Consider the following 13,868-nt stretch of genomic DNA (forward strand, 5'->3'; position numbering starts at 1 on the left):
GACCCTGATCCGGCATGCGCCCCGCTCATCGGCGCACCTTCCCGGCGAGGCGGACGAGTGCCGTTGCGCGGCGTTCCAGCGTGCCGAAGGACATCGGCGCAACGCGGGCGACGACGTCGGGCACCTTGGCGCTCAGCCCGATCAGCAGGCGCGGCTTGCGGGCCTTCGCCGCTCCGAGAATGAGCTCGGCCGCCTGGTCGGCCGGAAAGGTGAGCAGTTTGTCGAAGTCGGCCTTCGCCTTCCTCACCTCCGCCTCGCTGAGGTTGCCGCCGATGCGTGCGTTGCGTGCGATGTCGGTCCGGATGCCGCCGGGATGGACGGACGTGGTGCCGATGCCGCGCGGCAGGAGTTCGTTGCGCAGTGCTTCCGTGAAGCCGCGGAGGGCGAACTTGCTGGACGAGTACGCCGTCTGACCCTTCGGTCCCACGAGGCCGAACAGGCTGGAGACGTTCACGATGTGTCCGCCGGGGGAGATCCTCGGCAGCAGGCGGTGGGTGAGCAGTACGGGCGCGGAGAAGTTGATGGCCATCACCCAGTCGAAGTCCTCCATGCTGATCTGGTCGAATTTCCCCGCGAGGGCCACACCGGCGTTGTTGATCAGCAGGTCCACGGTGTCGGTGGCGGCGAGCAGATCGGCCGCGAGGCGCTCGACGGCACCGCGGTCCGCGAGGTCCGCGACGAACGTCGTGACTCTGCTGCCGGGATAGGTGGAGCGGATGGAGGAGGCGACGGCGTCGAGCCGGGAGGCGTCGCGGTCGACGAGCAGTAGCGTGCTCCCGCGCTCGGCGAGCTTGCGGGCCAGGTGTTGGCCCATGCCTCCAGCGGCTCCGGTGAGGACGGCGGTGGCGCCGGCGAACTGGAAGGGTCGGATGCTCACGCGTGGATCTCCTGGAGGTCGGGTGCGGGTGTGCTTGGGGGTGCGGGGGCGTCGAAGACCATGTTCTTCGCGAGGTTGCCGTGCAGTGCGGTCGGGGCGTCCAGCAGGTAGTTCTGGCGCATGATCCACGGCTGCCGGTCACCCTGCTTGGGGAAGGCCGAGACCGCGCGCTGCACGTACCCCGATGTCAGGTCGAGGATGGGATGGGCCTTCATCCCGCCGTCGGCGGCCGGTGCGCCATAGCGGTGGCCGGTGCGGTCCAAGTACTTGATGAAGCGGCAGACATAGCGCGAGCTGAGGTCCGCGCGCAGCGTCCACGAGGCGTTGGTGTACCCCACGCAGAGGGCGAGGTTCGGCACGCCGCTCACCATGACCCCCCGGTACACCCAGGAGTCGCCGAGGTTCACGGGCTTCCCGTCGACGGTGAACGTGGCACCGCCGAGGGGCAGCATCGACAGCCCGGTGGCGGTCACGACGACGTCGGCCTCGAGTTCCTTCCCGGACGAGAGGCGGATGCCGTGGGGTGTGAAGGTGTCGATGGTGTCCGTCACCACCGAGGCCCTGCTGGACTTGAGGGCCCGGAAGAAGTCGGCACTCGGCGCGACGCAGAGCCGCTGGTCCCAGGGGTTGTAGGCGGGCGTGAAATGCTCCTCCAGGAGCGTGTCGTCGCCGAGGATCCGCGCCGTCTGGGAGCGGATGAGCTTCTTGGCGAGCTCCGGGCGGCGACGGCACAGCTGGAAGAAGGCCTGCGTGAAGAGGACGTTCTTGGCCCGCGCGACGTGGTGGGCGAGCCCTGCGGGCAGGTGGCGGCGCGCGGCGTCGGAGAACTTGTCGCGGCTCGGGACCGCCGTGATGTAGGTGGGGGAGCGCTGCAGCATCGTCACATGCGCTGCGTCCTCCGCCATCGACGGCACGAGGGTGACGGCGGTGGCACCGCTGCCGATCACGACCACGCGCTTGTCCGTGTAGTCCAGGTCCTCGGGCCAGAACTGGGGCCGGACGACCTCGCCCTCGAAGGACCCGAGGCCCGGGAAGGTCGGGTCGTAGCCGTGCTCGTAGTTGTAGTAGCCGCTGCAGAGGTAGAGGAATCCGCAGGTGAGACGTCGGCGTTCGGTGGTGCCGTCGTCGTCCGTGACGTCCAGTTCCAGGGTCCACCGGGCGTCGTCGGAGGACCACGCCGCGCCGACCAGCCTGGTGCGGAACCGGATGCGCTCCTGGATCCGCGGATCCTCGGCGGTCTCCCGGATGTACATGAGGATGGACACGCCGTCGGCGATCGCCTTGGGCTCGGTCCACGGGCGGAAGGGGTAGCCGAGGGTGAACATGTCGCTGTCGGAGCGGACGCCCGGATAGCGGAAGAGATCCCACGTGCCGCCGATGGCACTGCGGGCTTCCAGGACGGCGAAGCTCTTGCCCGGAAGTTCGGTGGAGACGCGGTAGGCGGCGCCGATGCCGGAGAGCCCGGCGCCGACGATCACGACGTCGAGGTGTTCGGGGGAGGATTCCATAGATCCATTATTCGGTGGTCGCCCGTCCTCATGCTTGACTTCGCGCGACACCTATTTACCCTTGGACGACATGGGCTCCGTGATCCGATCCGCAGGCATGCGCGGCTTCCGCACCATCGTCGAACAGTTCGGGGGTGACGCCGCAGCGCTCGCAGCGCACTACCGTGTGCCCGTGGAAGCCCTAGACAGCGACGACGTCCTCGTCTCCGACGTGGCCATGGCCAAGCTCCTCGAGGGTGCCGCCCGCGTGTTGCCCTGTCCGGACCTCGGCCTGCGCATCTCCGAATACCAGGACATCGGTATCCTCGGCCCGCTCGCCGTCGCCGTGCAGAACTCGCCCACCGTCGGCGCTGCCCTGGAGTGCGCGTCGCAGTTCCTCTTCCTCCACAGTCCGGTGCTGCGCTTCACGATCGTGCCCGACCCGGAAGGTCGTCCCGGCGAAGTGGGCCTCTGCTACGGGTCCTCCGAGGGCACGCCGCCGCGGCAGGCCACGGACGCCATCCTCGCCTTCTCGCATCGGATGATCCGCTTCCTGGTCGACGGGCCCTACGGCCTCCATTCGGTGCACCTCTCGCACACGCCGAAAGCTCCTGCCTCCCGGTATGCCGAATTCTTCGGGGCCGAGGTGCGCTTCGGTGCCGCCGCGTCCCTGCTGCGCGTGCCCCGCAGCCTCCTCGACCGCCCGCTCGCCGGAGTGGATGACACGCTGCGGGAGATCGCGCTCGACTACCTGCACAGCCACTTCCCGGAGCCGGGTCGGGTCGTCGCCCCGCAGGTCCGGAACGCGATCGACCGCATGCTCGGCACCTCGCCGCCCCGCATCGACTCCGCGGCCCGGCTGCTGGGAATGCACCCGCGGACGCTGCAGCGGCGGCTCGCCGCGGAGGGCACCACGTTCGAGGCACTGCTCGACGACGTCCGCCGGGACTCCGCGCTCCGGTTGCTGACGCGGAGCGATCTACCCCTGCAGCAGGTCGCGGGACTGGTGGGCCTGTCCGAGCAGTCGGCCCTCACGCGGTGCGTACGCCGGTGGTTCGGGGCGACGCCGAGCACCGTGCGTTCCGGAGGGGTCGGTACCGCCGTGCCGGCGGCCCACGGGAGCGGTATCTCGAGGACCAAGGTCAGCTACTCCATCCCCGGTACGAAGTGAAGTCAAGGATGGTTGATGGGCGCCAGCCATTGAAGGGATGCGGCTTGGGTGCTAAAGCTTGGGGGAGTGTTGCCGGCCGCGGTCGGCAACCGCGGCCCGTACCCGACCCGAGGAGATCCCATGGCAACGCCCGACGACGCCGAGCGCACCCTGAACGACTGGAGCCGCACGCTCGGCCAGGCCCTACAGGTCCTCGACCTCGAACTGGACCACGCGAGGATCCTGGAGCTCGCCGCACGGACCTCGCACCTGCTGTCGGCGGATGCCGGTGTGATCAGCGCTTTCATGGTCGGCTATGCCGCGGGCACCGTCACTACCGAAGGTCGGGCCGAGACGGACGCGGCCATCGAGAAGGCCGTGAAGACCGTATTGACCATCATCGAGAAGGACGAGCACACCAACGAGCAGGCAGGCTGGACCGGTACGGCCCAGTAGCGCGTCACGCCGCCGCGGGTGTTCCGCGCCGTATCGAGCCGAGGCGCGTAAGCGTCCAGGCCATGACGACGGCGACCAGCGCCGCGGCGGCGAGCCCGAGGCCCGCATAGCCGAGTAGCACGAGGGTGGGGCCCGCGAGGGCTCCGCCCACTGCGCCCGAGCCATTCATCACGAGGTCGGAGAAGCCCTGTACGGGTGTCCGCTCGGAGGGTTCCACCGCGCCGGCCAGGAGCGCCGACGCGGAGACGACGCAGGCCGACCAGCCGAGGCCGAGCAGTACCAGGCTCGTGGTCACCCACCCGTCGGATTCGGAGCCACGCCAGGCCGTGACGAGTGCCAGGAGCAGGAGGACCTGCCCGCACAGGATGCCCTGCGTCTTCCCGAAGCGGTCCGCAATCCAACCGAACACCGGCGACAGCGCGTACATGCCTGCTACGTGCAGGCTGACGGTCAGTCCGACGACGGACAGCCCCGCGCCGTGGTCGTGGAGGTGCACCGGGGTCATGGACATGAGCGAGACCATGGCGGCGTGGCTCACCGCGATGGTCGCGACAGCGAAGCGCGCCGAGGGATTCTCGGCGAGGATGCGGAGCCCGTGCCGGCGTTCGGGCGCCACGCTGCCGACGGGCCGGGCATCCGCCTGCCGGGCGAGGGCGGTCAGAAGAGGATCGGGCCGGAGCCCGAGCGCATAAACGGCCGCGGCGCCCGCCTGCGCCGCTGCGGAGAAGACGAACCCGCCACTGAGCGGCGGGATGCCGAGCACCAGCGCGACCGCCGCGCCGGGTTCGAAGAGATTGGGCCCCAGGACCGCCCCGACGGTGGTGGACCAGACGACGACGGCGAGGCTCCGCCCCCGTGTCCCCTCGGAGGCGAGGTCGGTGGCTGCGAAACGGGCCTGGAGGCCCGTCGCGGAGCCGACGCCCAGGAGCGCGAGGGCGAGCAGCAGCAGGGGGAACGCGGAGAGTGATGCCGCGGCGATCGCCAGCACTGCGCCGACGCCGGAGATGACAGCGCCCGTAGCCAGGGACACCCGGCGTCCCCTGCGCTGGGCGAGGGCTGCGAGGGGCACGGCTGCCGCGGCGGCGCCCAGGGTTGCCATGGTAGCGGCCATCCCCGACCACGCGCTCGACCCGGAGGTCTCAGCAGCAAGCAGAGCACCCAGGGAGAGTGTTGCGCCGGCCCCGAGGCCGCCCAGGATCTGGGCGGCCACGAGGACGCGGATGACGCGGCGCTGCTGGGCCTGGAGCACGCGGGGATGCGCTGCCGGGTGCGCAGCCTGCGGTCCCGTGTGCTGCCCAGCCCGTTGTGTGTCCGACTGTTCCTCCACGCTGTCCGATCCTCCGGTCGTCACGACCGGAGCAGTCTATCCGCGGCGGTGCCGTCAGGCGTTGGCTGCCTCCGCCTTCTTGGCCGGCGCCGTGGTGCCGTTGGTCGGGAAGCCATCCGGCTCCACCTCGGGCGCCTGTACGGTCGCGACGGAATCGTGCGCCTCGGGTGCCGTGTGGTTGCTCGGCTCGAACCGGACGATGATCTGCTTCGACCTCGGCGTGTTGCTGCCCTCCGCCACTTCGTCGAGCGGAACCAGCACGTTCGCCTCGGGGTAGTACGCAGCTGCGCAGCCGCGCGCCGTCGGGTACGAGACCACGCGGTAGGCGCGGAGCACGCGCTGCACGCCGTCGTCGTACACGCCGTGGACATCCACGTTCTGGCCGTCCGTCAGGCCCAGGTCCGCGATGTCCTCCGGGTTCATGAACACCACGTGGCGGCCCTTCTTGATGCCGCGGTAGCGGTCGTTGTGGCCGTAGATCGTGGTGTTCCACTGGTCGTGGGAGCGCAGTGACTGCAGGATCAGCGTGCCCTCGGGGCGCTCGAGGTACTCGAGGTCGTTGACGGTGAGGACGGCCTTGCCCGTGGGCGTGTTGAACGTCCGAGAGTCACGCGGCCCGTTCGCCATGATGAAGCCGCCCTTCAGGCGAATCTTCTGGTTGTAGTCCTCGCACCCCTCGACCACGTGCGCGATGTGCTCGCGGATGAGGTCGTAGTCCTTCTCGAAGCCCTCCCAGTCGGCGTCGATCTTGCCGTCGATCGTGGCGCGGGCGAGCCGGCTGATGATCGCCGGTTCGGAGAGCAGGTTGTCGGAGACGGGCTCGACGCTTCCCCAGGAGGGGTGTACGGCGCAGACCGTGTCCTCGACGGAGACGAACTGCTCGCCGGTGGCCTGGCGGTCGATCTCCGTTCGCCCCTTACAGGGGAGGATGAGCGCCTCCTCGCCGGTGATGAGGTGCGAGCGATTGAGTTTGATGGAGATCTGCACAGTCATCTCGGTGTTCGCGAAGGCCTTCTCCGCCACCTGGGTGTCGGAGATCGCTGAGACGAGGTTGCCACCGAGCGCCACGAGCACCTTGACGTCGCCGTCGCGCATGCGCCGGATGGACTCCACGGCGTCGACGCCGTGCTCCTGGGGCGGTTCGAAGTTGAACTCCTTGCCGAGGGAGTCCATGAACGTCTGGGGCATCTGCTCCCAGATGCCCATGGTGCGGTCGCCCTGGACGTTGCTGTGGCCGCGGATGGGGGAGGCGCCGGCGCCGGGCTTGCCGATGTTGCCGCGGAGCAGGAGGAGGTTGATGATCTCCTTGATCGTGGCGACGCCCTTCTTCTGCTGCGTGATGCCCATCGCCCAGGTGATGATGACCTTGTCCGCCGCGAGGTAGCGTGCAGCGAGCTCGTCGATCTCCTCGATCCGCAGGCCCGTGGCCTCGAGGACCGTGGCGTCGTCGAGCTTCATCAGGTAGTCGCGCAGCTCATCGAGGCCTTCGCAGTGCTCTTCGAGGAATGCGTGGTCCAGGACGGTACCGGGGTTCTTCGCCTCGGCCTCGAACACGCGCTTGGACACGGCCTGCAGGAGGGCCATGTCGCCGCCCAGTCGGACCTGGAGGAACTGGTCGGAGATCTCGGTGCCCTTGCCAGCGACGCCCTTGACCTTCTGCGGGTTCTTGTAGCGCTTCAGGCCGGCTTCCGGCAGGGGGTTCACGGAGACGATCTGGCCGCCGGACTCCTTGCACGCCTCCAGCTCGGTGAGCATGCGAGGGTGGTTCGTGCCCGGATTCTGGCCCATGACGATGATGAGGTCGGCGTCGGCGTAGTCGTCGAACGTGACCGTCGCCTTGCCGATGCCGATGGTCTGGCCCATTGCCCAACCGGAGGACTCGTGGCACATGTTCGAGCAGTCGGGCAGGTTGTTGGTGCCGTAGCCGCGTACGAACAGCTGGTACAGGAACGCGGCCTCGTTCGAGGTGCGGCCGCTCGTGTAGAAGGCGGCTTCGTCCGGGGCGTCGAGGCTCTTCAGCTTGTTGCCGACGATCTCGAAGGCCTTGTCCCAGCTGACCGGCCGGTAGTGGTCCTCACCGGCGGGCTTGTACACGGGCTCCACGAGGCGCCCCTGCATGCCCAGCCAGTACTCGGAGCGCTCCCGGAGGTCGCTGATGGAGTGTTCGGCCCAGAAGTCCGAGGAGATCACCACGGGCGTTGCTTCCCAGGTGACGGCCTTGGCTCCGTTCTCGCAGAACTCGAAGGTCTTGCGCTTAGCCGGGTCGGGCCAGGCGCAGCTCGGGCAGTCGAAGCCGTCCTTGTGGTTCATCTTGAGGACGGTCTGGAGAGTGCGCTTCACGCCCATGTGCTCGATCGCCGGCTTCATGGAGTGGTAGACGCCCGGGATGCCCGCCGCCCAGTCCTTCGGCCGCTCCGAGACCTCGATGTCCTTCTCGTCGACTTCCTCTACGCGGGGTTCCTTGCGCGTCATGGCGAACGTCCTCTTCCGTGGCCCGGGGGTGGGCACTTCCTGACAGGTGATCCAACTGCCCTTGTGTATCAGGCCTAACAGGGCGGTGGCCGGAACCGCAAGCCTTCGGGGCCGTGTCCCCGCATTCTTGACGCGCAGCGGGACCGCGAGGCGCCGGGTGAAGCCCCGGTCGGCGGACAGTATGAGGCGTTCGATGGCGTGTCGTCCATGAAAAGGGCAGGCCGCAGCACCTCGTTGAGCCGCCAGCGCGGAGGGTGATTTATTTAGTTGACCTAACGAAACGGCAGGCGTACAGTTACTTAGAGCAACGAAGTAATGAGGCCGGGAGTCGGAAATGTCAGTAGCACAGCACACGGCCGCGGAGCTGGTGCACAACATCTTCGATCTGCAGCGTGCCCTGCGCGGCGTCACCGCCGCCGGGATGAAGCACTCGGAGCTGGGGCCCGCCCACACGGGGGTCCTCTTCTTCATCGGTGAGGGCGGCCCGATGCGCGCATCGGCCCTCGCCGCGAAGCTCGGCGTGGGGCCGTCGGCGCTGAGCCGGCAGCTCGCGGACCTCGAGCAGTACGGCTTCGTGGTCCGCACACCCGACCCGCTGGACGGCAGGGCGTGTCTCCTCTCGCTGTCGGAGGAGGGGCAGAGCTACCTCGCCGAGACCTACGAGCGCAGGGCCGAGACCCTGCGGGAGATCCTCTCCGACTGGACCGAGAGCGAGGCCGAGGCCGCGTCCTCGTCGGTGCAGCACCTCACGGCAGCACTTCGCTCCGCCGCCTCGGGCGCGGCAGGACACGCCGTCCTGGACGCTCCCAGAACTCCCCGCACCACAGCACACCACACGGGCAATGGCGGCCGTCACCACCTGGACTCCTCGTCCGAGATCACGAAGGAAGCACTCTGATGGCCACCCATTCCACTACGGCGGAAACAGCGCCCGCGCCGCACCCGGCCCGGGCCCCGCATCACGGGGCTGCTGAGCCCATGAACCACAAACAGATCCTGCAGGCGCTCACGGGTCTGCTGGCCGGTCTGTTCACGGCGATCCTGAGCAGCACGATCGTGGCGAACGCCCTGCCCACGATCATGAGCGACCTCAACGGGTCGCAGACGGACTTCGCCTGGGTCATCACGGCCGCGCTGCTCGCCAATGCGGCAACCACCCCGATCTGGGGCAAGTTCTCCGACCTGTTCGACAAGAAGATCCTGGTGCAGGTCAGCATCGTGATCTTCGTGGCGGGCTCGGTCCTCGCAGGCCTCGCACAGACCATCCCGCTGCTGCTCGCCGCGCGCGTCGTTCAGGGTGTCGCCATGGGCGGCCTGACCGCGCTGGCCCAGGCCATCATCGGCACCATCATCGCCCCGCGCGAGCGCGGCCGGTACTCCGGCTACATGGGCGGCGTCATGGCCGTCGCCACGGCCGGAGGGCCCCTTCTCGGTGGCTTCATCGTCGACTCGCCCCTGGGCTGGCGCTGGACGTTCTTCGTCTGCGTGCCGCTCGCGATCATCGCCCTGATCCTGCTGCAGGTCACCCTCAAGCTCCCCGACACGCGCCGCAAGGCCCGGATCGACTGGCTCGGTTCCGTCCTCCTGACCGCCGGCGTCAGCCTCCTGCTCATCTGGGTCTCCTTCGCCGGCAAGGAGGGCTACTACGAGTGGTTCTCCCGCGAGAGCGCCCTCATGGTCGGTGGCAGCGTGATCCTGCTCGCACTCCTGCTCGTGGTCGAGGCCCGAGTGGCCGAGCCGATCATCCCGCTGAAGATCATCTCCGAGCGCACCACCGCCCTGGCCATCATCGCCTCGATCGCCGTCGGCATCGCGCTGTTCGCCACCTCGAGCTACCTCGGCCAGTACTACCAGGTGGCACGCGGCGCCACGCCCACCGAGGCAGGCCTCCTGACGCTCCCCATGATCGCCGGAAACCTGCTCGGATCCATCGGTGCCGGTCAGCTCGTCACGAAGTTCGGCAAGTGGAAGAGGTACCTCATCGCGGGCGGCCTGTTCCTCATCGCGGGCCTCGGACTCGCCGGCACGATTGACCACCTCACGGAACTCTGGGTCGTCGGCATCTACACCTTCGTGTTCGGCATGGGCCTCGGCCTGATGCTGCAGAACCTCGTCCTCGCGGTGCAGAACACCGTGGCGGTCAAGGACATCGGCTCGGCCAGTGCCTCCGTGGCGTTCTTCCGCTCGCTCGGCGGGGCTGCCGGCGTGGCTGTCCTGGGCGCCATCCTGGGAAACCAGGTCGCGGACAAGACCACCGAGGGCCTCGCTGCGGCAGGCATCCCCACCAGCGGCGGTGCGGCCGGCGGCTCGCTCGACCTCGTCGACCTCCCCGCGCCGATCGCCGACATCGTGCGGGCCGCCTATGGCGACAGCACGGCCCTGATCTTCCTGATCACGGCGGTCATCGCGGTCCTCGGGCTCGTGTGCGTGCTGTTTATCAAGGAGACCCCGCTGCGGCGTACGGTCGACTTCGCCCAGGCCGCACCCGCCGGTCCCGCGGCCTCCCTGTCACCCGCGGCGACGGGCACCACGCCCGCCGTCGCCGGAGCGCAGGCTGCCGCCCCGTCCGCAGCGGAGTCAGCGCCTGCACACTCTCCACGCAAGGACGGCGCCGCGCACGCAGCGGCCGGTACGGGGGACTCCGACGTCGTCGCGCTGAAGCCGTCCCGCGGCCGTCACAGTGCCGGACCGGTGGCCATCTCCAAGGCGGATCTGGAGCGGGTGGCGCAGGAATTGTCCGAACTGGACGCCGAGCTGTCCGACCGCGCGGGCGCCAACCGCTGATCCGACAGCATCGGACACCAGGCCACCGGGGCAATCCGGTGGCCTGGTGTCGTCTCCGGGGAGGGCGCTGCTGCCCGCGTCGCAGACGGCGGCATTGTGGAGCTGGGGGCCAGTAGCATCGAGGGGTGAAACCGTTCCTCCTCCTGGGCACACGTGCCGAGAACCATGCCGCCGACGCCGAATACCGGAGTTTCCTGCGCTACGGCGGCCTGGCCGAGGGAGACCTGCGGCGCATCCGGCTGGAGGCGGAGCCGCTGCCCGAGCTGGATCTCGCCGACTACTCCGGGATCTTCCTCGGCGGCAGCCCCTTCAATTCCTCCGACCCGGAGGAGGAGAAGAGTGCCGTCCAGGTCCGTGTGGAGCGTGAGCTCGGCGGGCTGCTGGACCGTGTCGTCGAGGAGGACTACCCCTTCTTCGGTGCGTGCTACGGCGTCGGGACCCTGGGGCGCCACCAGGGAGCCGTCATCGACTCCACCTACGCCGAGCCGGTCGGCGCCGTCGAGGTCACCCTGACCAGGGACGGCGTCTCCGATCCGCTGCTGGCCGGGTTGCCCTCGTCGTTCGCCGCCTACGTGGGGCACAAGGAAGCGTGTGCTGCGATGCCGGGATCGGCGGTGCTGCTCGCGTCGTCGGCCACCTGCCCCGTGCAGATGTTCCGAGTGGGGGAGAACGTGTACGCGACGCAGTTCCACCCTGAACTCGACGTCGAGGCCCTCGTGGGGCGCATCCGTACCTACCGCCATGCCGGCTATTTCCCGCCGGAGGAGGCCGACGACTACATCGCGCGGGCCCGTGCCCTGGTGGTGGACAGGCCCGCGACGATCCTGCGGACCTTCGTGACGAGGTACGCACGCGGCTGACCGGCGTCGTCCGGTGCGGTCCCGTGGCGTCCGGTACGGCCCGGCGGCCCGGCGGTTGCCGCGGTGCCGATCCGGTGCGGCAGGGGCCCTGGCCTCACCCCGGTTTCCCGGTTCCCTGTCCTGCGTCGGTGCCGAGCGGTACTGTCAGGGGACAGGCCGCGCAGGGTGATCAGAAGAGGTAGTTGCCATCGGATCCAGCACGAGCACTCCACGGGCGGGCCGGATGGTCCCCGTCATCCCCGCTCCGGGGGAGAAACGCCACCACCAGGTGCTCATCATCGGTGGCGGCAACGCCGGCGTGTCACTCGCCGGGCGTCTGAAGCGATACCGGTTGAAGGACATCGCCGTCATCGAGCCCCGGAGCCGGCACCTCTACCAGCCGCTCTTCTCGCACATCGCGGGTGGCACGGCCGACGCGTTCGAGGCGGTGCGCCTGCAGTCCGCCGTGATGCCGCGGGGGGTCACCTGGATCCAGGACAAGGCCACCGATGTCAGCACCGACTCCAACACGGTGCTGCTGGAGTCCGGATCCGCCGTCACCTACGACCACCTCGTCGTATGCCCGGGGATCCAGAACGACTGGACGGCCATCCCGGGTCTCAAGGAGGCCATGGAAGGGCCGTACGGGGGATCGAACTACGAGTACGAACTCGCTCCCAAGGCCTGGAAGCTCTTCCGGGACCTGACCAGCGGGACCGTGGTCTTCACGCAGCCGCCCGGGCCGGCCTCGTGCGACGGTGCCGCCCAGAAACCGATGTACCTCGCGTGCGACCACTGGCGGCGCCAGGGCGTCCTGAAGGACATCCGGGTGGTCCTCGCCGTCTCCACGCCCACGATCTTCGGCATGGAGATCATCGACGAGGAACTCAACCGGAAGATCGACGAGTACGGGATCGAGGTCCGCTACAGCACCCAGCTCGAGTCCGTGGATCCGGAGGCACGCACGGTGGTGCTTCGGCGCTCCACCGATGACACCACCGAGACGATCAGCTACGACGTCCTCCACGCCGTGCCGCCGCAGTCCGCGCCGGAGTGGCTGAAGAGCACGGACCTTCCGGCGCCCGGAAACCGCGGAGGCTTCGTCGAGGTGGACCCCGTCATCCTGCGGCATCCGCGTTTCCCCGCCATCTGGTCCCTGGGGGACGCCGCCTCGACGCTCAACTCCAAATCGGGAGCGGCGCTTCGCATGCAGACGAAGGTGCTCGCCAAGAACCTCAAAGCCGTGATCAAGGGGAAGAAGCCCACCGCGAAGTACAACCATTATTCGGCGTGCCCCTTCGTGGTAAGCCGGAAGACGGTCGTGTTCTCCGAGTTCGACGACAAGTACTCGCCGATGCCCACCGTGCCGGGCTGGAAGAACCTGGCCCGCGAGCGCAGATCCACGTTCATCGTGGAGCGCGTCGTGCTGCCGAAGGTGTACTGGAACCTCATTCTGAAGGGCCGCGCCTGAGCAGAGGGTCCCGATGCGGGGCCTGAGCAGGAGGCGGGTCGGCCGCGCGCATGCTCGTTCCTGCGGTACGCCGTCGTCCGCCTTTCCTCTTGTACCCTGGCGCCGGCAGGCCTATCCTTGCATTATCAACCAGCTGGTTGATCAACGAGGAGGTGGATCATGCAGGACGATGATCTGGATGCCGCTTTCTCGGCGCTCGCTGACCCAGCCCGCAGGGCCATCATCGCGCGGCTCTCGCGCAGCTCGGCCACCGTCAACGAACTGGCGGAACCCTTCGCCATGACCAAGCAGGCAGTCTCCAAGCACATCCAGGTGCTCGAGCAGGCCGGCCTGATCACCCGCACGCGGGACGGCCAGCGCCGTCCCTGCCATCTCGATCCCGCCGCGCTCGAAACTCTGACGGGCTGGATCGACACCTACCGCCTGGAAGCCGAACGGCAATACCGCAGGCTCGACGGCGTGCTCGCAACCCTGCAGCACCAGTCCAAGGAACAGTCATGAAAAATCCCACCACCATCACGGCGGAACCCGGCCAACCATTCGTCGACATCGTCCGCGAGTTCAACGCCCCGCGGAGCGTCGTCTTCCGGGCATTCACCGAGCCGGACCTCGTGCGCCAGTGGCTCGGCCCGCGCCGCATCACCATGGAGGTCCTCGAGTTCGACGCCGTCACCGGCGGCTCGTACTCCTACATCCACCGCGACGACGAGGGCCACGCCTACGGTTTCCGCGGCGTCTTCCACACCGTTCTCGCGCCGGAGCGGATCATCCAGACGTTCGAGTTCGAGGGTGCCCCGCACCAGGCCAGCATCGAGAGCATGGTCCTCGAGGAGCTCGACGACGGCCGCACGCGCTGTTCGGCGCGGTCGGTATTCCTCGCCGTCGAGGCCAGGGACGCGATGATCAGCAGCGGGATGGAGAACGGTGTCATCGAGGGGTACGAGCGCCTCGACGACGTGCTGTCCTCGCTGTCCGTCGCCACCTGACACTCCGCGGTCGGGACGG

12 protein-coding genes are annotated in these 13,868 nt (G+C 68.6%); 8 read left to right on the forward strand and 4 right to left on the reverse strand.

Translation table 11 applies throughout. The features are described 5' to 3' along the window. Window positions 1-25 precede the first annotated feature (25 nt). A complete protein-coding gene (locus tag ACX80I_RS09510) occupies window positions 26-877 on the reverse strand; it encodes an SDR family NAD(P)-dependent oxidoreductase (RefSeq protein ID WP_459344869.1) in 852 nt (283 codons plus the stop codon). Beyond that, window positions 874-2,385: a flavin-containing monooxygenase gene (locus ACX80I_RS09515; protein WP_459344870.1), complete on the reverse strand. Its 1,512-nt coding sequence runs from the start codon at window positions 2,383-2,385 to the stop codon at window positions 874-876. The genes ACX80I_RS09510 and ACX80I_RS09515 overlap by 4 nt, the downstream gene beginning before the upstream one ends. 70 nt (window positions 2,386-2,455) lie before the next feature. Here ACX80I_RS09515 and ACX80I_RS09520 point away from each other — a divergent pair, with 70 nt between their 5' ends. Together ACX80I_RS09520 and ACX80I_RS09525 are read left to right on the forward strand one after the other, a co-directional pair. Continuing rightward, on the forward strand, window positions 2,456-3,535 hold the full coding sequence (locus ACX80I_RS09520; protein ID WP_459344871.1) for an AraC family transcriptional regulator: 1,080 nt from the start codon (window positions 2,456-2,458) through the stop codon (window positions 3,533-3,535). 120 nt (window positions 3,536-3,655) lie between these two features. After that, window positions 3,656-3,970 (forward strand): DUF6457 domain-containing protein, encoded by a 315-nt coding sequence (locus tag ACX80I_RS09525; RefSeq protein WP_459344872.1) that lies wholly within the window; start codon window positions 3,656-3,658, stop codon window positions 3,968-3,970. 4 nt (window positions 3,971-3,974) lie between these two features. Here ACX80I_RS09525 and ACX80I_RS09530 read toward each other — a convergent pair whose 3' ends face one another. Continuing rightward, complete coding sequence (locus tag ACX80I_RS09530; RefSeq protein ID WP_459344873.1) at window positions 3,975-5,321, reverse strand: MFS transporter; 1,347 nt, start codon at window positions 5,319-5,321, stop codon at window positions 3,975-3,977. A 30-nt stretch (window positions 5,322-5,351) separates the two neighbouring features. Further along, complete coding sequence (locus ACX80I_RS09535; RefSeq protein ID WP_459344874.1) at window positions 5,352-7,769, reverse strand: FdhF/YdeP family oxidoreductase; 2,418 nt, start codon at window positions 7,767-7,769, stop codon at window positions 5,352-5,354. Between the two features lie 334 nt (window positions 7,770-8,103). On the opposite strand from ACX80I_RS09535, the gene ACX80I_RS09540 reads away from it, so the two are divergent. The 6 genes from ACX80I_RS09540 (at window position 8,104) to ACX80I_RS09565 (ending at window position 13,849) form a co-directional block, all read left to right on the forward strand. Next, window positions 8,104-8,667 (forward strand): MarR family winged helix-turn-helix transcriptional regulator, encoded by a 564-nt coding sequence (locus ACX80I_RS09540; RefSeq protein ID WP_459344875.1) that lies wholly within the window; start codon window positions 8,104-8,106, stop codon window positions 8,665-8,667. Window positions 8,668-8,747: 80 nt separating this feature from the next. Continuing rightward, the gene (locus tag ACX80I_RS09545; RefSeq protein ID WP_459344876.1) at window positions 8,748-10,553 is read left to right on the forward strand and encodes an MFS transporter; all 1,806 of its coding nucleotides are present in this window, start codon (window positions 8,748-8,750) and stop codon (window positions 10,551-10,553) included. Window positions 10,554-10,678: 125 nt separating this feature from the next. Further along, window positions 10,679-11,413 carry a glutamine amidotransferase gene (locus ACX80I_RS09550; protein ID WP_459344877.1) on the forward strand — a complete coding sequence of 245 codons (735 nt, stop codon included), beginning with the start codon at window positions 10,679-10,681 and terminating at the stop codon, window positions 11,411-11,413. A gap of 223 nt (window positions 11,414-11,636) precedes the next feature. Further along, window positions 11,637-12,863 (forward strand): NAD(P)/FAD-dependent oxidoreductase, encoded by a 1,227-nt coding sequence (locus ACX80I_RS09555; protein ID WP_459344878.1) that lies wholly within the window; start codon window positions 11,637-11,639, stop codon window positions 12,861-12,863. A gap of 159 nt (window positions 12,864-13,022) precedes the next feature. Next, window positions 13,023-13,364, forward strand: coding sequence for an ArsR/SmtB family transcription factor (locus ACX80I_RS09560; RefSeq protein WP_459344879.1), 342 nt, complete (start codon window positions 13,023-13,025; stop codon window positions 13,362-13,364). Further along, entirely contained in the window at window positions 13,361-13,849 is a 489-nt protein-coding gene (locus tag ACX80I_RS09565) for an SRPBCC family protein (RefSeq protein ID WP_459344880.1), read from the forward strand. Before ACX80I_RS09560 ends, ACX80I_RS09565 begins: the two co-directional genes overlap by 4 nt. Window positions 13,850-13,868 lie beyond the last annotated feature (19 nt).

This window comes from Arthrobacter rhamnosi (assembly GCF_054510855.1).

What these genes read in the sequence shown, in the direction of transcription:
- ACX80I_RS09560 (WP_459344879.1), top strand. Translation starts at nt 13,023, where the DNA reads ATGCAGGACGATGATCTGGATGCCGCTTTCTCGGCGCTCGCTGACCCA.
- ACX80I_RS09545 (WP_459344876.1), top strand. Translation starts at nt 8,748, where the DNA reads ATGAACCACAAACAGATCCTGCAGGCGCTCACGGGTCTGCTGGCCGGT.
- ACX80I_RS09565 (WP_459344880.1), top strand. Translation starts at nt 13,361, where the DNA reads ATGAAAAATCCCACCACCATCACGGCGGAACCCGGCCAACCATTCGTC.
- ACX80I_RS09535 (WP_459344874.1), bottom strand. Translation starts at nt 7,769, where the DNA reads ATGACGCGCAAGGAACCCCGCGTAGAGGAAGTCGACGAGAAGGACATC.
- ACX80I_RS09520 (WP_459344871.1), top strand. Translation starts at nt 2,456, where the DNA reads ATGGGCTCCGTGATCCGATCCGCAGGCATGCGCGGCTTCCGCACCATC.
- ACX80I_RS09525 (WP_459344872.1), top strand. Translation starts at nt 3,656, where the DNA reads ATGGCAACGCCCGACGACGCCGAGCGCACCCTGAACGACTGGAGCCGC.
- ACX80I_RS09515 (WP_459344870.1), bottom strand. Translation starts at nt 2,385, where the DNA reads ATGGAATCCTCCCCCGAACACCTCGACGTCGTGATCGTCGGCGCCGGG.
- ACX80I_RS09555 (WP_459344878.1), top strand. Translation starts at nt 11,637, where the DNA reads ATGGTCCCCGTCATCCCCGCTCCGGGGGAGAAACGCCACCACCAGGTG.
- ACX80I_RS09540 (WP_459344875.1), top strand. Translation starts at nt 8,104, where the DNA reads ATGTCAGTAGCACAGCACACGGCCGCGGAGCTGGTGCACAACATCTTC.